The sequence below is a fragment of the Chryseobacterium ginsenosidimutans genome, assembly GCF_024807225.1.
In the GTDB taxonomy this organism is placed as follows: Bacteria; Bacteroidota; Bacteroidia; order Flavobacteriales; family Weeksellaceae; genus Chryseobacterium; species Chryseobacterium ginsenosidimutans.
In genome coordinates this window covers 2,545,638-2,571,211 of the sequence record NZ_JANUCO010000001.1, presented here as the reverse complement: position 1 = coordinate 2,571,211, position 25,574 = coordinate 2,545,638, and the positions used below count along the sequence as shown (strand labels likewise).

15 protein-coding genes are annotated in these 25,574 nt (G+C 36.3%); 10 read left to right on the top strand and 5 right to left on the bottom strand.

The window, feature by feature from the left end:
* Positions 1–7: 7 nt before the first annotated feature.
* The 4 genes from J3D55_RS12070 to J3D55_RS12055 form a co-directional block, all read right to left on the bottom strand.
* Positions 8–2,878: a SusC/RagA family TonB-linked outer membrane protein gene (locus tag J3D55_RS12070; RefSeq protein ID WP_259131400.1), complete on the bottom strand. Its 2,871-nt coding sequence runs from the start codon at positions 2,876–2,878 to the stop codon at positions 8–10.
* 93 nt (positions 2,879–2,971) lie between these two features.
* Positions 2,972–4,300, bottom strand: coding sequence for a xylose isomerase (gene xylA / locus J3D55_RS12065; RefSeq protein WP_259131399.1), 1,329 nt, complete (start codon positions 4,298–4,300; stop codon positions 2,972–2,974).
* A 115-nt stretch (positions 4,301–4,415) separates the two neighbouring features.
* Entirely contained in the window at positions 4,416–5,900 is a 1,485-nt protein-coding gene (locus J3D55_RS12060) for a xylulokinase (RefSeq protein ID WP_259131397.1), read from the bottom strand.
* 16 nt (positions 5,901–5,916) lie between these two features.
* Positions 5,917–6,633: an NUDIX hydrolase gene (locus J3D55_RS12055; RefSeq protein ID WP_259131395.1), complete on the bottom strand. Its 717-nt coding sequence runs from the start codon at positions 6,631–6,633 to the stop codon at positions 5,917–5,919.
* Positions 6,634–7,358: 725 nt separating this feature from the next.
* Between J3D55_RS12055 and J3D55_RS12050 the strand changes: the two genes are divergently transcribed.
* The 8 genes from J3D55_RS12050 to J3D55_RS12015 all read left to right on the top strand — a co-directional run bounded on the left by J3D55_RS12050 (position 7,359) and on the right by J3D55_RS12015 (position 18,981).
* Positions 7,359–8,714, top strand: coding sequence for a helix-turn-helix transcriptional regulator (locus J3D55_RS12050; protein ID WP_259131394.1), 1,356 nt, complete (start codon positions 7,359–7,361; stop codon positions 8,712–8,714).
* Positions 8,715–9,074: 360 nt separating this feature from the next.
* Complete coding sequence (locus J3D55_RS12045) at positions 9,075–10,442, top strand: T9SS type A sorting domain-containing protein (RefSeq protein ID WP_259131392.1); 1,368 nt, start codon at positions 9,075–9,077, stop codon at positions 10,440–10,442.
* 438 nt (positions 10,443–10,880) lie between these two features.
* Positions 10,881–11,327: a sugar dehydrogenase complex small subunit gene (locus tag J3D55_RS12040; RefSeq protein ID WP_259131390.1), complete on the top strand. Its 447-nt coding sequence runs from the start codon at positions 10,881–10,883 to the stop codon at positions 11,325–11,327.
* The gene (locus tag J3D55_RS12035) at positions 11,324–13,387 is read left to right on the top strand and encodes a GMC oxidoreductase (RefSeq protein WP_259131389.1); all 2,064 of its coding nucleotides are present in this window, start codon (positions 11,324–11,326) and stop codon (positions 13,385–13,387) included. The genes J3D55_RS12040 and J3D55_RS12035 overlap by 4 nt, the downstream gene beginning before the upstream one ends.
* A gap of 5 nt (positions 13,388–13,392) precedes the next feature.
* A complete protein-coding gene (locus J3D55_RS12030; RefSeq protein ID WP_259131387.1) occupies positions 13,393–14,880 on the top strand; it encodes a ferritin-like domain-containing protein in 1,488 nt (495 codons plus the stop codon).
* Positions 14,881–14,909: 29 nt separating this feature from the next.
* Positions 14,910–16,460, top strand: coding sequence for a peroxidase, FMP-type (locus tag J3D55_RS12025; protein WP_259131386.1), 1,551 nt, complete (start codon positions 14,910–14,912; stop codon positions 16,458–16,460).
* Positions 16,461–16,911: 451 nt separating this feature from the next.
* Positions 16,912–17,718: a hypothetical protein gene (locus J3D55_RS12020; RefSeq protein ID WP_259131385.1), complete on the top strand. Its 807-nt coding sequence runs from the start codon at positions 16,912–16,914 to the stop codon at positions 17,716–17,718.
* A gap of 234 nt (positions 17,719–17,952) precedes the next feature.
* Entirely contained in the window at positions 17,953–18,981 is a 1,029-nt protein-coding gene (locus J3D55_RS12015) for a heme-binding protein (RefSeq protein ID WP_259131383.1), read from the top strand.
* A gap of 294 nt (positions 18,982–19,275) precedes the next feature.
* Here the strand turns inward: J3D55_RS12015 and J3D55_RS12010 are convergent, their stop codons facing one another.
* Complete coding sequence (locus J3D55_RS12010) at positions 19,276–19,737, bottom strand: Lrp/AsnC family transcriptional regulator (RefSeq protein ID WP_259131381.1); 462 nt, start codon at positions 19,735–19,737, stop codon at positions 19,276–19,278.
* Between the two features lie 1,111 nt (positions 19,738–20,848).
* Here J3D55_RS12010 and J3D55_RS12005 point away from each other — a divergent pair.
* Both J3D55_RS12005 and J3D55_RS12000 read left to right on the top strand, forming a co-directional pair.
* On the top strand, positions 20,849–22,729 hold the full coding sequence (locus tag J3D55_RS12005; protein WP_259131378.1) for an FIDD domain-containing protein: 1,881 nt from the start codon (positions 20,849–20,851) through the stop codon (positions 22,727–22,729).
* Positions 22,730–22,754: 25 nt separating this feature from the next.
* Entirely contained in the window at positions 22,755–25,337 is a 2,583-nt protein-coding gene (locus J3D55_RS12000; RefSeq protein WP_259131376.1) for a fibronectin type III domain-containing protein, read from the top strand.
* The last annotated feature ends 237 nt before the right edge of the window (positions 25,338–25,574 follow it).

The following is a 25,574-nucleotide window of genomic DNA, read 5'->3' as shown; positions in this document are numbered from 1 at the left end:
TAATTTTTTAGAATGTTAAGTTTAAACCAATCATATAATTTCTAAGAGAAGGCGTATTGGTACCTATCGTCAAAAATCTTGACGGATAAACGTCTGATACCGCCTGATTTTCGTTACCATAAGAATTCGTTTCAGGATCCATTCCTGATGCCTTATGATATGGAGAGAAAAATACAAACGGATTGGTAACCGTAGTATAGACTCTTAACTTGCTAATCCCTGCTTTTTTGAAAAAGCCCTGCGTAAAATTATATCCTAATGTAATCGTTCTGATTTTAAGATAAGACGCATCAAAATAAGCTAATGTACTTCCGTATTTTGGGTTGTTATTACTTTGAAGACTTCCCGGTTTCGGATAATAAGCATCTGTATTTTCCGGAGTCCAGTAATCTACATCTACGTTATTTCTTCTTCCGCTTAACATATTCAGATATCCTGTATTTCCGTATAAAGTACTGATTAAAATACCTCCGCTTTTGAAAGCTCCGACAATACTCAGATCAAAATTTTTGTACGCCAATCTTGTATTAAAACCTCCCTGAAAATCAGGATCTGCATTCATAATCTGTCTGTCGTCCGAATTAATTGCTCTTACCGGAGTTCCATCAGGATTATAACCACCTGTATATAAAACTTTTATCGAACCTACTACATCTTTAGGATTTCCCGGCTCCAGAATACTTTGGTAAGGATCTCCGGCTTGCCATAATCCAACATACTGATAATCATAAATTGAATTAATAGAATGCCCGACAAACCACCAGTTTCCGGCATTTCTGGTTGCTCCGTCTGATAAAGAAGTAATTTTATTTTTGTTTGAATAAAAGTTAACTCCAAAATCCCATGAAAAACCATTTGGATTGTCGATAATTGAAGAATTTAATGAAATTTCAATCCCTTTATTGTTCGTAGAACCTACATTTCCCAAATAGCTGTCTGCTCCGGAAGTTGGAGGTAAACCTACATTCAGAAGTAGATTTTTAGTATTTGTTGTGTAATATTCTACTGTACCTGTTAATCTGTTATTAAAAAATCCGAAGTCTAAACCGTAATTTAATGTTTCAGAAAATTCCCAGCCTAATTTTGGATTCGGAAGATTAGACACATAGTATCCTATCGCATTCTGATTCCCAAAATTATACGGAGAAGTAGACAAAAGACCTAATGTAGAATAAGGTGCTACAGCCTGATTAGACGTCTCTCCGTATCCAAAACGGAATTTCAAATTATTAACGACCTTAGAATCTCTAAGGAATTTCTCTTTTGAAATATTCCAACCTGCAGAAAATGCGTTATAAATATTCCATTGATATCCGGGAGCAAGAACAGAAGAAGCGTCTCCTCTGATGGTAGCTGTAAACATATAACGTCCGTCATATTCGTACATCACACGTCCCATCCAAGATTTTAATCCTCTCTGATAATATCCCTGACTTGCCGGATTAATCGTAATTTCACCTTGAGCCTGACCTAAATTATAAAACTGAAATGCATCCGAAGGAATGTCTCTTGCCGTAATATATGAGCTATTGAATTTTCTCTGTTCCTGAGACTGCAAAGCCACTATATTTACTTTATGCTTGCTTGCAAAAGTTCTGTCATACGTCAGAATATTTTCATTTACCCAATGCGTTGTTAAAGAATTTCCTATAGCCGCGGTAGATAAATTGTTTGGTTCTGAGCTGAAAACACCTTTTCCTGTGTAGCTTCCTGTGTTTGTAGTTTTAAAGTTTAAACCAACATTCGTTCTGAAACTTAAGCCTTTTACCCAAGGAAATTTAAATTCTCCAAAGAAATTATTATAAGAACTGAAAGCAATTGCTTTATCCACCCAAGCGTCACCCAAATTATTAATAACATCTCTTGAATACACATATTGCGTATCTGCAGCCATCACAACACGCTGTTTCCAGCTTCCGTCTGCATTGTAAGGATTGGCAATCGGCGTATTGCTTAAGGTATTATAAAGGCTTAAATTACTCCCGTTATTTACCGTATATGCATTGTTTGTGGTAATTCCGACTCTGAAATACTGTCCCAATTCCTGATCTACACTTCCTCTGATATTGAATCTTTCAAAATTTTGTCCGGGAAGCACCGATTGCTCATTGTAATAGCTCATCCCAAAATTATAAGAACCTTTATCTGTACCTCCTGTAAGACCAATGTCATGGTTGGTAAGAATCCCGTTTTTATACATCAGATCCTGCCAATCTGTATTTACATTATTAGATTCATCGATGTTATTTACAAAAAGTCCGGCATCCTGACGAAGCTTGATAAACTTGTCGGAACTCATCATGGGATATTTTGCAAACACCGTGGTAATGCCTGTATACGTATTATAACTGAATGTTGCTCTTTGGCGTTTTCTACCTGTTTTAGTAGTAATTAAAATAACACCATTTGCACCTCTCGATCCGTAAATTGCCGTTGCTGAAGCATCTTTCAGGATATCCATACTCTGAATATCGTTCGGACTGATATCCGCCAATGATCCCGGAAAAGGAATTCCGTCTAATACGATCAACGGGTCATTATCTGCCGTTAAAGAACGTGTTCCCCTGATTCTGATCTGCATCGGAGCGCCCGGTTTACTGGAAGTCTGCGATATATCAACACCCGCAACTCTGCCCTGTAAAGCCTGACTTACGTTTGAAGATGGTACTTCTCTTATCACATCACCTTTTACAGAGGCTACTGATCCCGTTACTGATTCTTTTCTCTGCTTTCCATAGCCTATTATCACAACCTCATCTATCTTCTTCTCTTTTTCTACAGTATCTTTTTTAACCTGGGAATAAACTATGCCTGAAGGTAACAAAGCCATTGCAAAGAACAATGCAGCTTTATTACTACCAAAATAAAATCGGCTCATAATTATTATTTTTTAAATATTAGGGTTGAATAAAAGGCTATTAATAATTATAATTTGTAAAAATCCTTAGTGTTTAGCAGCCTTTTTATTTTTTTAGATATACATGTTTACGATGGCTTCAAACAATTCCTGCTTGCCGCTTTTTGGTTGAGGTTCGCCGATTTCGTGGGCAATTCTCTGAAGATCTTCCAAAGTAAGAGATCCTTCTTCGTAAGCTTTTCCGTTTCCGTTGTCGAAAGAAGCGTAACGGTTTGTTCTCAATTTTTTGTAATCTGAATTCTCCAAAATATCTGCTGCAGCCAAAAGACCTTTTGCAAAAACATCCATTCCTGAAATGTGAGAGATAAATAAATCTTCAGCATCGATAGAATTTCTTCTGATTTTAGCATCGAAATTAACTCCACCATTTCCTAAACCTCCCGCCGGAAGAAGCACCAACCAAGCCTGAACCATATCATAATAATCCACCGGAAACTGATCTGTATCCCAACCGTTTTGGTAATCTCCTCTATTTGCATCGATGCTTCCTAAAAGTCCTGCGTCAACCGCAACCTGAAGTTCGTGCTCAAAAGTGTGACCAGCCAAAGTAGCGTGGTTTACTTCAATATTTAATTTAAAATCTTTGTCTAATCCGTAATGTCTTAAGAAACCAATAACGGTCTCAGAATCGTAATCGTACTGGTGTTTTGTAGGTTCCATCGGTTTTGGCTCGATCAGGAAAGTTCCTTTGAAACCTTGTTGACGCGCATAATCTCTGGACATTGAAAGAAAACGTGCCAAATGATCTTTTTCACGCTTCATGTCTGTGTTTAAAAGGCTCATATAACCTTCTCTTCCACCCCAGAAAACATAATTTTCACCACCAAGAGCGATGGTTGCATCGATAGAATTTTTAACCTGAGTTCCTGCACAAGCCACCACATCAAAATTCGGGTTGGTAGAAGCTCCGTTCATGTATCTTTCATGCGTGAAAACGTTCGCTGTTCCCCATAAAAGCTTAATTCCTGTTTCAGCTTGCTTTTGTTTTGCATATTCTACAACTGCCTGAAGATTTTTCTCATAATCTTTCCAGTTGTTGGCTGGATCTACCAAGTCGATATCGTGGAAACAGTAGTAATTGAAGCCCATTTTAGACATAAATTCAAAACCTGCATCCATTTTGTGCATCGCTCTGGTTACTGCGTCATTTCCGATATCCCAAGGATGATGAATTGTAGGTCCGCCAAACGGATCGCTTCCGTTTGCACAAAGCGTGTGCCACCAAGCCATTGCAAATTTCGTCCAGTCTTTCATCGGTTTTCCCATGATGATTTTTTCTGCATCATAATATCTGAAAGCCAATGGGTTTCTGCTTTCTTTTCCTTCAAACTGAATCTTGTCGATACCTGTAAAAAACTCTTTTGTACCTGTTAAAGTGTTCATATTTATCTGTTTTAATTTTTTAATTTGTTTTAAAATTTAGCGTAAAAATTCCCTGCTCATTGATCTGGAAAGGTCAATAAGTACAATGGAAAACTCCTTTGTAGATTGGATTGGTTTAGATTATTTCGTTAAGATGACTTTTCCATCTTGAATAAGCTTCTAAATATTGTTCTCGTTTTTCTAATTGAGGTTCTATCACGGCAATTCTTTCAAGAGAAGCAAAAGCTTCTTTAGAATCTGCATAAAAACCGATTCCCATTCCTGCTGCTCTCGCTGCTCCTACCGCTCCGTCGGTATCATAAAGCTCAATCACAGCATTGCTCACTCCGGCAAGTGATTTTCTGAAAATCGAACTTAAAAACATATTGGCATTTCCGGCACGAATCACCTGAATATCCATCCCGATATTTCTCATGATATTCATTCCGTATTCGTAAGAAAACACGATGCCTTCCTGCGCTGCACGCAAGATGTCTCCTTTTGAGTGGATGTTAAAATTAATTCCGTGGATCGAACAATTGGTTTCTTTATTTTCCAGCACTCTTTCTGCTCCGTTTCCAAATGGAATGATGCTCAAACCCTTTGCTCCAACCGGTGAAAGTGATGCCAAATCGTTCATATCTCCGTAAGAAGACAATGAAGTAGCGAAATTGTGCTTTAACCAAGAATTTAAAATTCCTGTTCCGTTGATACAAAGTAAAACTCCCAATCTTGTTAATTCCGGTGTATAATTAACGTGGGCAAAAGTATTTACTCTTGATAATTTATCATATTCAAGCTTGTCTAAAACGCCGTATACAACGCCTGAAGTTCCTGCTGTAGAAGCAATTTCTCCGGGATTGAAAACATTTAATGACAATGCATTATTGGGTTGATCTCCTGCTCTGTAAGAGATCGGAGTTCCTTCTTTTAAGCCTAATTCCTGAGCTGCTGTTGCAGAAACTGTCGACTGAATTCCGAACGTTGGTACAATTTCAGGGAAAAAGCTTTTAGGAATTCCATAATAATTAATCACATCTTCTGAAATGCAGTTATTTTTAAAATCCCAGAAAATACCTTCTGACAACCCTTCAATCGTCATTCCGATCTCGCCTGAAAGTCTCATGGCGATGTAGTCTCCCGGAAGCATTATTTTATCTATTTTTTCGAAAATTTCCGGTTCGTGTTCTTTTACCCAAGCTAATTTTGAAGCGGTAAAATTTCCCGGTGAATTCAATAAATGTGACAAACATTTTTCTTCTCCGATTGCTTTAAAAGCCTTCTCTCCATAAGGAACAGCGCGGCTATCGCACCAAATAATCGAAGGTCTCAATAAATTCTGATCTTTATCTACCAAAATCAAACCGTGCATCTGCCACGTAATCCCAATTCCTTTGATGTCTTCTGGATGTACCCCCGATTCATGCATGACAGCTTCGTGAGCCAGTTTCAGGTTGATCCACCAATCACCCGGATTTTGCTCTGCCCAACCCGGATTTATCGCCGTGATTTTCATCTCTTTTTTAGGAGAAAATTCTGATGCGATCACTTTTCCGCTGGATGCCTCGATGAGACAAACTTTCACAGAAGAACTGCCAATATCATAGCCTAGTAAGTACATAATTCAAAAAAGGGTATTATTTGATTAGTTTAGTATTATTTTTCTTGTAAATCTTAGCATCAAACTTATAATATCTTGCTGCTCTGTGTGATACATTTTTTTCAATCTCATCCAACGGAACAATATAGTTGAACGAAGATATTTTTTTATGAAAATTTTTAATATCAATATATTTTTCACTTAACGCACCGTATAATTGATACAATTGCCTGATTGTAAATCTTTTAGGAAGCAGTTCGAAAATAATCGAAAAATCTGATTCTATCCATTTTCTGATCTCCACCAAAGATTCATTGATAATCTTATTATGGTCAAACGGCAACGATGGCAATTTATCAATAGGGCACCAATCTACCGTGTCGTACTTTGTACTGTTGATCTTGTGATCGATCTTACAAAGCGAAAGGTAAGCCACCGTAATGATCCTGTCAATATGATGCTTGTACTCCATTCCCATCCATTTGATGTCGTCTTGACCGCTTGCTCTCATCGGATCTGCAAAACACTTGAATTGCTTCAGAACCATTTTCTTAATTCCTGTAAGCTCATGAAGTACTCTTTCTGCGGCATCATCTACATCTTCATCACTCAAGATCAAACTTCCGGGAAGCTTTATCTGTCTTTCCGCATCAAGATGGCGCTCTACCAATAAAATATTCAGTCTGTTTTCATAGTCGAAACCAAAAACGACACAATCGACAGAAACATAGGTATGTATAAAATTCGGACTCATTACAGCGTTAACATTTACGTAACATCACAAATATAAAAATTCAGTTGAATAAAAAAAATAAAATAAACATTACACACTGCTTATCAATAGATTACATATCGATTTTTAATGATAACTATTTCATTAAAATTATGATAAGGTTATCGTAAAACCAATGATATTATTTTTTGAAAAGATTCAGAAAGAGACATTTACAGCAAAAAAAAAGATTAAAAAAAATAATTTTATTAATCATTAAAAACATGATAAGAAAAAACAGAAACTTTCTTAATTTTTTTTTAAAATAATATAAAAAAACAATGTTTTTAGTTAAAAAAACCGATAAAATTAAGATGAAATTTTAACCATTTTATATACTCAGTTACCGATTTTATCAAAAAGAGAAAATAAATATGAAAAAACGTAGCGGAAAATTCATGGATTTGAAGAAATCGTTCCGTTTCCCATAAAACGAAGAAGAATATTATTCAAACAAACTCAAAATCAGCTATTTGAAAAATGATTGATTTAAAATTGAAATTCATTTGAGTATTCCATATTCGTTATTATTATTTTCATTCAATACTTTTATGCATTTATCTTTAAATATTCAAGCAATTACTGATAATATTGTTAATTTTACGTAATAATTCACCATTCATATTTAATTTTCAAAGCCGTACCGTTTGCTAATGATTGAAAGAGCTGCTCGATTGATGTGTTTTTCCAGCTTATTTTTTTGTTCGTTGCTATTTTCTCAATCACAGGAAAATAGGAAAGAATTCAGAGATAAGGTTTCTTCGAACGCTGCACTTTTTAATACGAATATCGACCAAGCCTATTCGCAGCTCAATAATCTTATCAAAGAATCAAAAACACTGAAAGATTCTGTTTCGGAAATGAAACTGCTGGAAAAAAAATGCCGGTATTTTTATAATAAAAATCAGGTCGACAGTCTTATTATTTCTTCTGAACAGCTACAAAAAGTTTCCGGTGAATATAATAATGTGTATTATGAAGCAATGGCAAATATCTACATCGCAGAGACGTATTCGGTGAATAAATTTTATGATAAAGCTATTTTTCATTTAAATACAGCTTATGAAATCCTTCAGAGAGATCAATCGAAAAGCAAGAAAATTTTCTATGCTAAAGCCAATATTCTGAGTAGTTTTTCTAATATTTATTTAGATAAAAACGAACCAAAAAATGCAGCCAAAAAACTTCTCGAAGAAATAAAAAGCGGAAACGAGCTGAAAGATCCTAAAGAATTTGCAAGTTTTCAATACCTGAACTATTCTAATATTTCTAATGTTTATGCGCAATACAACTTAGATTCTGCCTATTATTACGCTCAAAAATCAATTCATATAAAGCCTTCGGATATTTCGGAAGACAAATCGATGATCGACAATTATACGGTGATCGGGCAATATTACAAGAAGCAAAAAGATGATGAAAATTCAGTCAAAAATTTCCACAAAGCATTAAAAATCAGCAAACGGATTGGGATTGAACTGAATATCAATAATATTTATAAATCTCTTAAAGAAATTTATCAGCAAAACAATCAAAAAGACAGCGCCGATTTCTATGAAAACAAACTAAAACAGTATGATTTGCAGATGCTTCAAAGCAAGTACAATTCTTTGCAGGAAGTCATCAGTAAAGACAAACAGGAACAAAGCAAATTGTCCGACAGAAGCCTTCTTCTTTGGGGGATTTCTCTGGTTTTATTCATTGGAGCTTCGTTATTTCTCTATTTTAAATTTAGAAAGAAAAAGATTATAGAAATCAATCAAAACCTTCATGAAACCTATAAAACTTTAATTAATCTTATTGAAAACCATGATCCAAGTTTTATGTTTGCTTTTGAAAATGCTTTTCCTGAGTTTTCCGATAAATTATTAAAACTCAATCCTGAACTTCAACAATCGGAGATCGAATTTTGCGCCTTTTTGAAATTAAAATTAACGACCAAAGAAATCGCAAAATATACATTTATAGAAACAAGAACCGTTCAGAATAAAAAATACAGACTCCGAAAAAAGTTTGAAATTCCGCAGTCGGTTGACATTTATAACTGGATTGATGGTCTTTAATTTACTGCAATTTACATTTTAATTTAATTATTAATATTTTAAAATTCACATTGAATACGTATTAATTATACAATAAAAAATATCGATTCAAACAGGTATTACACCTCTGTTTTTTTCTCTCAAAAATTCCGAATTCTTTTTCTCAATTTTATAAAATTCATAAATTTCACACTCAAAAACATCAAAAAGTATGTAATGAGTATGTCATTTTTTGATAATTCCCAACTTAAAAGCGTGTTTATTTCATGTAACTGATAAATTTGTTGATAATTCTTCACCAAAAGAATTCTACCAAAAATCACACTTTATTAGAACTGAAAATTCGTAAAAATTTCAACCTTTTTTAAACATTCTTTTATTATGAAAAATAACTCTTTTTTTAATGTCAGAAAAGCTCTTGTAGTTTGTGGAGTTGGTCTGAATGTTTTTGCTTTCGCTCAACAGTGGGACAATGTAGGTGCTTCTTCTATCGTTTCGGCGGGAGGAACAAGCTATAATAATTTAGCAGTTGATGCTTCGGGAAATTATTTCCTTTCTTATTATGATGTTTCTGTCGCGAAAGGTTCTGTACAGAAATTTGACGGGAATTCCTGGTCGTATCTTGGAGGTGCTGCAGGAATTACAACAGGAACGGCGACTTACAATTCTTTGACGATTGATACACAAGGAAGCATTTATTACAGCAACCAGATCGGTTATCCGGGAACGGGAATGGAGGTCAGAAAATACAGTTCCGGAGCGTGGTCGTTATTACCGAATGCGACCTCAAATAGTGTTAATTATCAGGCAACCGCAGTTTCACCTTCCAATACTCTTTTTGCTTACGGATCGGACGGATCCGGAACGGTGAGAAGATATGTAAACGGAGCTTGGGAACAAGTGGGAACAGCCGGTTTTGCGGGTGGATCTACTTTTGCGGAAATGGTGATTGGTTCGGATAATACCATTTACGTTTGTCAGATTGCGAGTGGCGTAAAAGTCTATAAAATCAGCGCTAATGCATCAAGTACAGATTCATGGACGTTACTTGGCGGTGCAGCTTTAGGAAACGGATATACTTCTGATAACTCCTTCACAGATATTGCTTTGGACAGCAGTAATAATCCTTATGTAGTCTATGTTTCAAGCACGGCGGAAGGAAGAAAATTGAATGTGAAAAAATTTGACGGAAATAAATGGGTTCAGATTGGGGCAGCTAATTTTTCTGATACGGTTGTCAATAATACCGCAATTACCGTTGGAGCGAACGGAATTCCTTATGTTGTGGCGAGTATTTGGGACAGTTCGAATGCCAATCACGGGAAAAATTCTGTCTATAAATTTAATTCAGGAAGCGGAAGCTGGTCAAAAGTAGGCGGAGATTTTGTTGCAGACGGAGCGACCACTTTTACGGATATCGCAGTTGATCCTGTGAATAATTATCTTGTCGTTGCCTATACTCAAAGCGGAACAAGAGTGAAAAGAATCTCTCTGAATACGCTTTCTGTAAATGATATTAAAAATAATAACAGCTTCGGAGTCTATCCAAATCCTACAAGCGGAATCATTTATTTTAAAGATGAAAGAAAAATAAAATCGGCGGAAGTTACCAATGCAGTCGGGCAAATCATTAATGCAAGAATGACAGATCAGAAGATTGATATTACGGATGCTCCAAAAGGCATTTATTTCGTGAAAGTGACCTTCGAAAACGGAAAAAATTCAGTTAAAAAAATAATTAAAAAGTAAAATGATTGATTAGAGTATAGAGTCCATTAGTAAAGTTAGGGTAAGCTTGGGAATTTCATTTGAAGTTCTCAAGCTTTTTTGTTTAAAGGCTTTAGTAATGGTTTACGACAATTTTTTGGAGATTAACAATCTTAGTTAATTTTTTACCGTTCATCATTTCTTCATTAAAAATTAACAAATAATATATTTTGGCGTTTTACCTACCACATTTTTTGAAACATCATTAAAAATTCAAAACAATAAACGTATTTTTTTATCATAATTTTTGGATTTAGCATTTTCTTTTGAAAGATTCTAAATAAATAATATTTATTCAAACCAATGTGAAAAATATCTAATTTTATCATCAATTAATCAAACAAGTAAAGCATGACAAAATAAAAAACTAAAAACTACCCCCGAAAAACTAAAAACTTTAAACCATCAAAATTCAACGAAATGATTATCAACAAAATCATCACCAACGTCAGTGATTACTACTTCGACGTGTTCATGGGGATCTCAGAATCCCTCACCGGATTTTCCGTGAACGAACTGCAATCTACAGGCTTAGCCGAGATTTTTTACAGGCATATCCTCGATCATATGGAAGCCGCAACCTTCACAGAATTCTTGAATGTTTCTAAAAATGCTCTTGAAAATTCTTATACCAAAGATCAATTAAACAATGCTATTTCCGCCGATATTCTTGCCAACGCCGCAACTCAGGATATTGCGAACAGCATTATCACACTTTGGTATCTGGGAACTTGGGAAGGCGCTTACGTAAACGATCTTTCTTACAAAGAAGGATTGGTTTGGACCGTTATGCACGCGCATCCACCGGGAGCAAAACAGCCGGGCTTTAAATCTTGGGGCGTGAAACCTGTAAACAGCAACGCATGAACCAGACAGACAAATTACAGCCAAAAAAAGATGTAATCATCGTAGGAACGGGAATTGCCGGATCTTTGATTGCAAAACTACTGACAGACCACGTTTTTGATACGGAAAAAGGAAAAATGATCCACCGTACCGAAATGGATGACTCAAAAACGTATAAAGAATTATCTATATTAATGTACGAAGCCGGATTGGAAGCCGGACTGGAGCTGGATTCTGCAACTTCGATGACAACTTACAACGAATATATCCGTAAGTTCTATATGGAAGAAGCAAAAGTTCCGAACTCACCTTATCCGAATCTGAAACAAGCTCCTTCACCGAATGTGTTGGATATGGAACCTATTATTCCGCCGTTTCCAGATAAAAAAGGATATTTGGTACAGTTTGGTCCGATGCCTTTTGCGAGTGACGCGATCAGAGTTGGAGGCGGAACGACGCTTCACTGGTTGGGAACGACGCCGAGAATGCTTCCGAATGATTTCAGATTAAAGGAAAGATACGGCAGAGGAATGGATTGGCCGGTTGATTACGATACTCTGAAGCCTTATTATGAAATGGCTGAATTTGAAATCGGCGTTTCAGGGAATGTTGCCGCACAGGAATATCCGATTAAGGAAAGTATGGAAGAATACTATGGGAAAGATTATGTTTTTCCGATGGATGAAATTCCTCAAAGTTATATGGATCAGCAAATTATTAAAGGCTTGACGGGAACTTCGGTTCAGTTAAATTTTGAAAATTTCCCATTGATGATGGTTCCTTCGCCACAAGGAAGAAATTCTACGCCGAATATCGCTTACGGAAAAGCAAAATTAATTAAGGCAGAACCTTCAGAATCAGGATATAAATTATCATTAAATAATATCGAAAACGAAGAATACAAAGCATTGGGCGCAGTCTGGAATCCTTACATGGGAGAACGTTGCGAAGGAAATGCTTCTTGCGTTCCGATTTGTCCGGTTCAGGCAAAATATAATGCCTTGAAAACGTTGAAAAAAGCACTTTATAAAGTTAATAAAAACGAAAATCTGCAAAGAAATCCTCACATTCAGGTTCAGGCGCAGAGCGTTGTTTACAGATTAAGTGTAGATGAGGCGGATAAAGATAAAATCTCAAAAGTTCATTTGAGAAGATATATTTCTAAAGAAAAAACGGATTTTGTTGAAGAAGTTATCGATACAAAAGATTCAGTGGTGATTCTTGCAGCCAACGCTTTTGAAAATCCTAAAATCCTTTTAAATTCAAAATATACCGTTATCGAAAACGGACAAAAAGTAGAGAAAACCGTTGCCAACAGCAGCGATCAGGTAGGAAGAAACTTGATGGATCATATGGTAATGCTGACTTGGGGATTGTTCCCAGATCCGATTTATTCTTACAGAGGTCCCGGTTCTACCACCAATATTTCGTCTTTCCGTGACGGAAATTTCAGAAGTGAATTTTCTGCATGGATTTCTCCACTTGACAATTGGGGATGGAGCTGGCCTACTTTTTCTCCCGGATCAGATCTTTCAGAATTTTTAGGACAGAGTCTTTTTGGTGAAGAATTAAAAGAAGCTTTGGCGTACAGACTTTCGAGACAGGTTTTATTTCATTTTGAAGTTGAACAGTTACCCAATCCGAACAACCGAGTGACGATTAATAATGAATATCTGGATGTTTTGGGAATTCCGCGTCCTGTTATTAATTATGAACTGACTGAATACGAAATGAAAGCAATGGAACAGGCTAAACTGGCTTCTGACCAGATGTTTGAAAGATTAGGCATAGAAGATTTCACGAAATACAATGCGACAGACAACAACACTTTCGTTTACAACAATGTAAGATATTCTTACAACGGAGCGGGACACATCGTGGGAACCCACAGAATGGGACACGACGCTGCCGATTCTGTAACGAACAGCTATTGTAAATCTTGGGATCACCCGAATTTATACATCGTAGGAGCAGGAAATATGACCACTTTGGGAACTTCGAATCCTACATTAACTTTATCAGCATTCACAATTCGTTCGGTAGAATCTATTCTGCAGGATCTGGAAACCATTTTAAAATAAAACCAATGAGACAAAGACTTATCAATAAAGCAGAACCTCAAGATAATAATTTATTAAGAAGTGCTTTTGCTAAAAATACAATCGTTGAAGATGCCATTTCATTACAGTCATTATTATTTAATTCCAAAATCAGCAAAGAAGACTGGATTGAAGGATTAAAACACCACAGCAAAACATTAACGAGCTTATTATTAAATGATCAAATTGAAGAATTTAACAAGTATTTAAGCGCTCAATTCAAAGCTGAAATTTCAGAAATAAAGCCGATTTCAGAGCTATCTGTAAAAAATACTTCTGATTTAAAAAACGGATTGGAAAATCTAGATTACCGTCCGATTTTACAGGATCTTTTGCAAACGGCAATTTTGATTGAGCATTCTACGATTCCACCTTATCTTACGGCTTTATATTCCATTAAAGACGGAACCAATATTCTGGCTTCACAAATCATAAGAAGTGTTGCTGTAGAAGAAATGCTTCATATGATTATGGTTTGTAATGTGATGAATGCGGTAAGTATTCAACCATCGGTAAACAGACCTCAGAATTACCCGAGTTACCCGATGAAACTTCCGATGAATGTTGATTTCTTCGTAGGTTTAGAAACATTTTCTTCCAACAGTATCGCTACTTTTATTGCGATTGAAAGTCCGAGCAGTCCTTTGGTAAAAGCTCCGAAATACGATCACGAAATTACCTCTTCCGGATTGCTTTCAAAAAGCGCTGTTCAGGAAAATAACTTCTGGACTTTAGAAAATATGAAAGATTTTATGATGCAGAATGTTCACACCATCGGTGAATATTATGATGTTTTATTCTTCTATATCGTTGTTTTCCAAATCATTGCTTATTATAAAGAACACGGAACTCTTCCTCAAAATTTCAAAGAATTAAATACGGGAGGAATTTTTACGGGAGATCCTGCAAAACAGATCCGTCCGGAACAATATTACGGAAGCGGTGGAAAACTACACGCTGTAGAAGCTTTAGCGGGAGTAATTGCGGTTTTTCAGGAAATTAAAGGACAAGGTGAAGGTGCAGATGATTCTATTTTTGATGTTGATCCTTCGCAGTTTGAAGAAGGTGCGGAATTGGCGCATTATTTCAGATTTAAAGAAGTTTTCCATGAGCATTTTTATGTTGGCGGAAACTACGAACCTTTTATGGATGAAAACGGAATGATGCCTGTCACTACTCCACCGGTTGGGAAAGCACTTCCGGTTGACTGGAGCGCGGCTTATCCTATGAAACCGAATCCGAAAATGGCAGATTATCAATCCAATCCGCAATTGTTTGCTCAGGGAAAAGCATTTAATCAAACTTATAAAAATTTATTGGATGCTATTCAGGCAGCAGTAGAAGGAAATGCGAGAGAGCTGGAAAAATCGATCATGTACATGTACGCTTTGAAAGAACAAGCCGTGGAACTGATGAAACAACCGTTAAATGCACAACAAAACGCAGGACCAACTTTTGAATATCCTGCTAATTAATAAAAACAAACTTATAAAAACTATCTACCATGTTAAAAAGAAAAAAAGAAATCATTCAAGATCTTAATGCGAGATTATTAAAAGCTTCACCTGAAGAACAAAAAGGCTATTTAGCACAATTGATGGATGGCTATTCAAAACTTTTAATTGATGATCCGGTAAGACCTTTTAGAGAAGAGAATCTAAACGATATAGCGAATAATGTAGATTATGGTGTTTTAGCAGCACTGAATGGAACTTGGGTAAGCTACAATGCCAATTACAATAAAAACATAGACAGACCGTCATTAGGAAGCGGAATCCATACCACGATTATGCCTTCTCCAGGTACTAATCAAAATACAATTCCGGGTAAATTTACCTTTGACAGTGAAGAATATATTGAAAAATTAACCTTCGAAATCGTTCCCGGTGGTGTCCGTAACCGTGGTGGTGCAACCGAATTATTTTGTGGAGCTGTAAAATATGATCAAACCATTAAAAGTGTAAATAAAGTAGAAGGAAACCCTGATTTACAATACGCCGGTATTCACGAAGAAAACGGAATGTATCTTTGGCTAAGTGACGTTTACAATTACGCTGCAACTGAACAAACCATCAAAAGAGACCGTGGAATTCACGCTTTTTCTGATGAAGACTACAAAGATTACGGCTATAAAGGAGAATACAGAAACGAGCCGTTGGTAGAAGTAAAAGACGAAAACGGTACTTCTTCATACATTCTTTTAAGCCAATTAAAAGAAGGACAGCCATATTACGAAATCATTCCTGCACAGGAAATAAAGCCAATGGACGGAATTACAGGACCTTATTTCATTCCAGATTATTCTATCTCAAGAAGCGGCGTTATTCCTCACGGAAGCACCATTACTTTATTGGGAGATATTGCGCCAAGCGGATCTAATTATTTAATCAGCGGTTCACCACAGTTCCCTTATGGTGATGCAACTTGGAATCCTCCTTACCTTGCCATCTCGCCTACAATGGGTGGAGCCGGAGCAAGTGTAGCACATCCGATAAATCTTGACGAACCCGCTCCAGCTTGGGTACACGAAACATTAAATGACCAAAATGACCCCGGATCAAACAAAATCTATACGCAGAGAATCCTTGCAGACGATTTGTATCCGTATTCCGTACGTCCCGATATGAGATTAAGAGATACATTGAGCGGACAAAATGTTGCGAATTACGTTCTTATTCAAATGTCATCAAAAATGAAAACCGGTGCACAGGGAGGAATTTTAAATGTTCCTTTTGTGAACCGTTTTGCACCGACCGTTGAAGTAGATTTCCGTCTTTGGATCGAAACCGTCATTGAAGATGGAAAAGAAATTCTTCAGCTGCAGTACGAGCAGATTATATTTTTCGAATTTGATTTCGGAAATGATGGTGGAACGACAAGCTGGCCTCACATTCAGGTAAATACGCTTCGTAAAATCGAGGATATTCCTGCAGATCAGAGAAAAATAATTGAAGAACAGTTCTTTAATGCGCCTTCTGCAATGAGTATGACAACACCTGCTTCAATTAGTGACAGCGTAAATCCACCTGCAGGTTGCCCTTATCACAAAGGTTAAAATGATTAATACGATATTATTACATTGTGATAATATCATTCCTAAACCTTCTAGGCTTCAGAAACCTGGAAGGTTTTCAATCAAAAAAATTAACTTTATTTTTTTCTTATTTTAAGCTTTTTAACTTCCTTGAAATGTGCTTTTTATTATTTTTAAGGAGCTTTTTCCTGCTTTCCACTTTATCTTTTTAGTTACGGCCTACGCTTCGCTCCGGCCGCAACCAAAAAGGATGTCGTTTCAATCAGGGCTAGGATTTCAGTCGTTTATTTAACCATTTGAAAATATCTATGAAGCTTGTCATCCTGTAAGAATCTAAATGTAGTATTAGAAAAGTTTGAAAAGATTCGAGCCTAGATGATTTCAGCATGACAAACATACTGGAAAAAACATAACTGAAATATAAAAAGCTTAAACAAGTAAAAATAATTTAAAAAACTAAAAACTATTTACCATGAAAAATCAATTACCTCCAATCCCGCAAGGATTTGGATTACCCTTTTATTATGCAACATTATTCAATATCGAGGTCGCATTTTTAACAGACAGAAAAAAAGTATTAAAATACCTTGAAAATACAGGTCTTATCGCTTCAGATTTCAAAGGAAAAGCATTGGTAAGCTTCAATTTTCAAAATTATACAGGACAGTTTCCCGACGGAGCAAGCACCACACAGGAAATCGAACTCAACATCGTCTGTTATCCTGAATCTCAAAAAGATAACATCGCTTTCGTTACCGCTGAAGAATATCTTCGCGGAGAAGAACAGACAAAATTAATGGGACACAAACGTGTTCACGTTCCTTGTGATGCAGATCCCGCCATAAAAGCAGGAATAGAATTATTCGGAGAACCGAAATTTAAAACAACTTTCACTACCAATCTTCCTTCTTTAAACGTTCCCGGACAAAACAAATGGACGATAACCTGCAACGATCCGAAAGACAGCAAAGAATCAATTTTCACTTGCGTTGCGGATGTTGCAGATCTTATCCCGGAAATGTCTGCCTTCTCTCCTATCACAGAATACGGACAATTTGATAATAAATTAATTGGCTGCCGTTGGAATATTCTTCAACCGACAAAACTTCATTTTTTAACAAAAGAACAAAGCAAGAAGCGTGTAAAAATGACGTACGGAAACTCCGATCATCAAATGAAGACAGATATGGAAATCCTGATCGGTGATACTCCGGCTTTTGCTGTTCGCACAAGTATGTCTGCTCCGGCCGCGATTCAGACGAGAGCTTATTATATTTAATTTAAACAAATAAAAACTTAACCGCAAAAGAAGCAAAAGATATTATTTATTGATACCGATTTTACTCATTAATGAAGACAAAAGTTGATAAAAAGAAAAAAAATAAAAGATTTTTAAAAACTAATGTGTTCTTATTTGCAGTATCATGATGATCTTAAAATATCTAATGTGTTAATATTTTAAATCTTTTGTAGTAAACAAAACTAAAAACTTTAACCATAAAAACTAAAAACCATGAATTTAGAAAGTAAAATGAGAGGATTAACACTTGGAGCCCAAGTTCTTCCTCTAAGCAAAGTCTCTGCAGCAGATCTTGGAGCTTTGGCACCATTAGTAGGCGTTTGGGAAAACATCCAAATTCCAGATAGTGAAACTCCATCCGGATGGAATACCATTTCGGTTCCGGGACAGGATAAGGGATTTGTTTTCGAAGTAATTCCTTATTCAGAAACATTAACGTTCAATCCTGTTGTCGTACAGGCGGGAAATCGTGGACCGGTGGTAAACGGACAGCAAGTTGAACAAATGATCTTTGGTCTGTTGTATGAACAGCAAATCGTAAGCGAATGTACCACCGATTTTTGCAACGAACGTGGCTTTCCTCAAGGTTCGACTATTCACGTAGAAACCGGATTATTTTTAAATCTCGGAAATCCAAACGGCGGTTACACAATCGCTCGTATGTCTACAATTCCCCACGGAAACTCGTTATTAGCTCTTGGAAGTTCACTTGAAACAGAAAATCCAGGAACAACTTTTTTCAGTCCCGCGTCTTCAATTCCTACCATGTTGAATGGAGACAGAATCAATCAACTGGGATATTCGGATCAGATCATTGGGAATCCACAGTTTGCGGCATTCAACCAGATAAATCCTAATGCTTTTCTTCAATCTACATTAGAAAGTTTAGTCGGAACTACAGGCGGCGTTACCAATATGACCGTTATCGAAATGTCGACCAGCACTCCTGATGCCAACGCAGGAATTTTGAATATTCCGTTTATCCAGACCAATGTGAACGCCACAAAAATGGATGCCACTTTTTGGATTGAAGACCTTATAGACAGCAACGGAAACGCAGATCAGATCTTGCAGTATTCACAAACTATTAATTTAGTTTTCCCTGCGACAGGATCGGCGCAACCTATCAATTGGCCTCACGTTACCATCAATACGATGAGAAAAAGACCGGAAACTCAGATGCAGTTTAAAAGTTTAGATACTTTAGATCCCACAGAAGGACTGACAACGAGTGATATATAATTTTTACATACAAAAACCTCCAGATTGAATTTGGAGGTTTTATTTTTTTATCAATATATTGAGAGCTTGTTTAAATTTAATTCAAACATATTAAAAAACAATGCTAATTTTTTAACGCAAAGCTTTAACTCAATAGTAATTTAATTGAGCAAAGATGAATCAACAAGTTGATTTGATGAAGCGCTGTTTTCAAGCTTTGTGAAGCAAATTTCATTTACCTTTCCTTTCTAAAATAATACGGAATGTAAATTCAATGTTCGCGTTAAAAATAATAACGGATTCTATTTGATATCTTTAAATCGTTAATCCATGTATATTTTTCACCTGCGCCATCACAAATGTACTATGAGTACTTCCGATCGAAGGTACAGAACCTAATATATTGAAAACAAAATTCTGATATTGCTTCATATCTTTTACATAGACTTTCAGCAGAAAATCGAAATCTCCGGAAATACTGTAGCATTCTGCAACTTCTTCAATTTCCATAATTTCCTGCTCAAATTCTACCGCAAGATAGCTGTCATTGCTTTTCAATTTTAGCTGACAGTACACGGTAAATCCGAGATTAAGCTTTTCGGCATCAAGAATAGCCGCATATTTTTTAACATATCCTTCTTGTTCAAGCCTTTTAACTCTTTCAAAAACAGGAGATGGAGAAAGGTTAATTTCTTTAGCAAGTTCTTTTACGGTAAGTTTTGCATCCGTTTGAAGCAATCTTAGCAATTGCAAATCTTTATTGTCGAGGTGTTCCATAGAATAATATTCTTTTAAGCAGTAATATTTACTCAAAGATACAGAATTTTATTCTTCATAAACATAGTTTTAAAGTTTATTTCACCTAATTATAACCAAATTATTGTTTATTTATTCTTTATTTCTATTTTTACATCAATCGAAACACACAGATGATACAAATTATATTAATTGAAATAAAGTAAAAGGGAATATTTTATATCGGGATCACTCCAAGTGAGTGGTCTCATTTTTAAACTTAAAAATAAGTATTTAAACATTCAAAAAATATTTTCGTTAAAAATAAATTTAAAAAAGTTTTTACTTAATTAAATAATCTTAGGGAGAGCAGCTATACAAATGTATGGCTGCTTTTTGTTTTTAAGCATTTCACTCTTTGACAGTATTGGTTAACAACTTTTAAAATAGTATTTAAAGAGTTTTTATCTTCTTTTTTGTCTTTTTTTGGATAAATTTAAATGAATCCTTCTCTAATCTCCTGTTCACAAACAGAATATTATTCTATGAATTGTTAAATTTAATTAACATTAAAGAATTATATCCTTTATTGGAATTATTTTAAAGTTTAATTCACTTTTTTACTAAGTAATTATCGTTAATTTATTCTTTATATATATTTTTATGCAAAATAAATAACCATATATTAATTACGTTTTCTTAATTATTTCTGGTTAAATATATGAATGTATTTGCGACATGATATAATTTTTATGAATTATTTATTCGCAATAATGTAGGAGCTTTTATCAACTGAAATAATATTCATAAAAAAGTTGATCGTTAAAGTTTATTTTCTTGAATATAAAAATTGTACCAAGAAGCAGCATGATTACTGTAGCCGAATAATGAAGCTGCGAGTCTGTAAACACAGGTATTGGATTGTAATTGAATTACTCAGTCATTTTACGATTACCGTTTTTACTGCAAAATAAATGTTAGACTGGATCTTTTCGAATAGTATTTATAATAAACAAGATTCAAACTAAACTTTCTCTCATGAAAAAAAACTACCCCTTTCTATTTTTCATTATTTTACTCTCTCTCTCGACTCGATTTTATTCACAAACTTATCAGCTTACAGGAGTTTCCCATCAACACGACGGGTTGGACGATGGTGGGTCCTACAGTCGTGGGAACAGGTGGAGATTTTATTCAATTGACTCCCGATGTTAACGATAATTCCGGATCGATTCGTTTGAATGAACCCATCAACCTAAAATATTGTGACAAATGGAGAGTAGAATTCGATTTCAGAATGGATTCCAACCAAACGTATAACGGTGACGGAATCGCTTTTTGGTATCTTCAAAATCCGCCAATTGCAAGTGTTTTGGGCTCAGGAATCGGTGTTTCCCAGAATGCAATCGGCTTGGTTGTAGGTTTTGACTCTTACAACAACGCCTCAGGAAGCTCTGGAATGAGCAAAGTGCATGTCGGTTACGGGCAAATTGCCAACACCACCGATACCAACAACGTAGAATTCTTCAATGTTCCGGGAAGCTCTTTCCACTCTCCGGATATCAATGTTGCCCATCCTTTTCAGGGAACGACCTACAAACACGTTGAAGTAACAGCAGAAGTAGATCCTGCAGCTCCCGCAAACTGGATCATAAAAATCACTCTCGACGGTGCATTGATCTGCAACCAGTCTTTTGCTCCTTCAGGTGCAGCAGCGGCAATGACAGTAGGATATTTTGGATTTTCAGCTTCTACAGGAGGAGCAAGATCAAGACATTCCATTAAAAATGTAAAAGTTTTTGTAGATAAAATCCCATTATTACAGGGTGCGATTACAAAAAATATCTGTCCAGATCTTACGGGAATGGCAACTGTGGATTTAACTTTATTAAATTCTCAACTGACGGCAACTCCCACTAACTATAACTTCACTTATTTTACAGGAGGAGCTCCGATTACCAATCCTACCAATTATCAATACACTACCGATACAACGGTTTCGGTAATTATCAAAGATCCGACACAGGTATTGTGTGATAACAATGATGCTACCATTACTTTAAAAGTTGCTCCGACAGTTACCACCACAGATGCTTCGTTAAGGTCTTGCCCTATTGAAACAAAACCTTCAACAGGATTATTTAACCTGACGACAGCTTCGGTAATCGGTACATCGGGAGTTACCAAAGAATATTATCCGTCTTTAACGGATGCTCAGAATCAAACCAATGCCATTGCAGATCCTGCTAATTATATCGCACCGACAGGAGTGGTTTACATCCGAGTAAGCAATACTTTCGGATGTTTTGATATTGCTGAGGTTACTTTACAGGTGATTTCACAGGTTTTTTCTAATATTCTGGAAGATAAAATTATCTGTATCGAAGATAAAACAACCTTAGATGCAGGTCCCGGATTTACAACTTACCAATGGAGCACAGGTGCGACAACACAGGCAATCAACAATGTAGGAGTCGGAACGTATTGGGTAAAACTTAAAACAGGAGAATGCGTTGTGACTCAAAACGTAAAAGTATATGCTTCAGAGCAACCTGTCATTTCAAGTATTGATATTTCAAACAACACCATCACAGTGCATGCTGTAGGCGGAACTCCGGCTTACCAATATTCGATGGATGGAGTTCACTGGCAGGATTCAAACGAATTTAAAGACGTACCGAGAGGAGATTCAAAAATATATCTGAAAGACGATTACGACTGCGAACCGATCATCATTACTGTGATCGTTCCGAATTTGATCAACGTAATTACGCCAAATGGCGACGGAATCAATGATGTCATCGATTATTCGGCTTTGGCAGGAAAACAGAATCTTGTATTCAATATATTCGACAGATACGGAGCGAAAATCCATCAGGCAGACCAATCCAACAAATACAAATGGGACGGAACTGTTGGCGGCAGAAAAATATCCACCGGAAGCTACTGGTTCTCCGTTTCATGGAACGAAAATGATAAGAAAAATACACCTGTAAAATACTCAGGGTGGATTCTTGTGAAAAATAGAGAGTAAGTATTAATTATAAACCCTTATAAATATGAAAGTAAAAATATTTTTTGGAGCAATGGCTCTCCTTTCAGCTTCTTCGATAGCTGCACAAAACTTCCAGCAAATGCCTATTTCATCGGGTCTTACAGCAGATGTAATTGCCAACGGAGTCGGATCTGCGTTAGCTTCTACAACGATAGATGTGGATGGTGTTTCCTATGCATTTATCTCAAAAGATTTTCAGGCAACCTCCTCAAGTACAGCACTTACCTATGGTTTGCCTATCGACAGACTTGTAAACAGTGTAGTGGCAACGACACCGGGATTAACCTATAAACTGGCAAGTTATGACTCTAATAACTCTTTGAGATTAGCCAGTCAGAATGATACAGGAACGATCGTTTTTTCGACACCTACTCCGGCTTTTAAACTGTACATGCTTGCAACAAGCGGAAGTGGGGCTTCAACAGTAACGGCAACCGTAAATTTCACCGACAATACTTCGCAGACTATTACAGGAGTAACGGTTGCAGACTGGTATGATGCTACAGGATTTGCAATTCAGGGATTTGGTAGAATCAACAGAAATACCAACGCTCTTGAATCCGGAAACGCAACAAACCCAAGATTGTATCAAGTTGTATTAAATATTGATGCTGCTAATCAGGCAAAACCAATTCAAAGTGTAACCATTACTAAGACTTCAACAGCTCAGGGTTATACGAATGTTTTTGCTTTTTCAGCAGACGCTTATTCAGATTGTGTACCTCCGACATTGAATGCGGTAGGGACACTTACTCCTAACTCTGCAGCTATTTCATGGACATCTCCAAGCGGAACAACTCCTGCAAGTTATGATGTATATTACAGCACAACCAACACCGCTCCAACAAGCAGTACAACTCCTAACTTTCCCGGAATTACAGGAACTTCTACGACAATTCCTAGTTTGAACCCAAATACCAATTATTATTACTGGGTAAGAGCAAACTGTAGCTCAGGAACAAGCCAGAGTGCATGGTCATTCTTTGGTACATTTAAGACTTTATGCGGACCTATGACTTCTCTGTCTGAGAATTTTGATTCTTATACAACGGGTAGTATCGTACCGGATTGCTGGGCAAGAATTATTGATACAAACGGAAGCCAGACTATCTCTTCTGCGACTCCGGTAGCTTCAGGAACAAGACAAATTTATCAATATAGCTCAACTACACAAAATCCTACGACTGTTGTTCTTCCTCAATTCAGTAACATCAATGCAGGAACAAATTGGTTAAGATTTAAAGCAAGAGTAAGCACTGCAACAGGAACATTAAATGTAGGATATGTAACCGACCCTGCGAATAGCTCAACTTTTGTTCAGTTACAGGCTGTAAGCATCGCAAATACGGTATATGCAACGGCAGGTTCTGAGTACACCGTTATTATTCCTTCTTCTGTCCCTGCAAATGCAAGACTGGCAATTAGAAATACAGCAGATGCAAAATCTTATTATTGGGACGATGTATATTGGGAAGCGACTCCTAGTTGTTTTGCACCTTCAGGATTAACTTCATCTAATGTTTTAGCAAATACAGCAAATATTGCATGGACAGCTCCTGCTTCAGCACCTGCAAACGGCTATGAATATTATTATTCTACAAGCAGCACTGCTCCTACATCTGCAACGGCAGCATTAGGAACAAGTACAGCTACATCAACTACTATAAACGGGCTTACTCCTGCTACCACTTATTATGTTTGGATAAGATCAGCATGCAGTACTTCTGATAAAAGTACTTGGTTCGGATCTGTTACATTTACTACTGCATGTGCAACTTTAGCAGCTCCTTTCGCACAAACATTTGATAACGCAGCAATTCCTAACTGTTGGACGAATACAAACCCTGGAAGTACAAGTGCAACTCTTCTTTGGAAGTTTACAGGAAGTGCAGATTACGGAGCAAATCTTGCCAATAACGGAAGACCAGCCGGTACTTATGCATGGGTAGATGCAAGTTCGCCATATACCGGAGCGGGTTCTAATACTGTACAATTGCTAACTCCATACATCAATTTAACAGGATTAACTTCTCCATATATTTCATTTGATTGGTTTAAAAATCATTCTACATCAACATCTACAACGGTAAGCCCGTCAACGTATGACAATAACAAACTTACAGTAGAAGTGAATGACGGAAGCGGTTGGGTATCTGTTTGGTCGGATACATCAAACTCAAATCTATGGAGAACGGTAGGAGTTCCTTTGGCATCTTCTTACATCGGAGCTACGATTCAGGTAAGATTTACTGTTGACAAAAATGTGAATGGTAATGGTTATTTCTACGACGATTTACTACTTGATAACGTAGAAGTGAAGCAAAATCCTGTTTTAGCGACAAGTGACGTTTCAATAGCCAAAAATAATATCAAGATTTATCCTAATCCTTTCAAAGATGTATTAAATATTTCTGAAATCGAAAAGGTAAAATCAGTAACCATCAGTGATGTTTCAGGAAGAGTGGTGAAAACAATAGACAATCCTTCAAAAGAAATCAATTTAAGTTTCTTAAATTCCGGATTATATCTAGTGACACTTCGTCTTAAAGATGGAACTCAATTCACTGTAAAAGCCATTAAAAACTAATTTTATATTAGATTTATATTTTGCTGACCGGCAGCTGCATTTTATGCGGCTGCCATTTTTTTATAGACTTATACATCTTTTAAACGCAACGTCCTCAAAGTTTTTTTCAATTAAACTTGAAAATATTTCTCGTTCGCAAGGGCGTTTCACTCAGCTAAAGTCGCAATCAGCCTTTGCTGAACAGAGTGCCTTTGCGAACGAGAAACAAAAACTCTCCATCAATAAAACGTTGCAGAC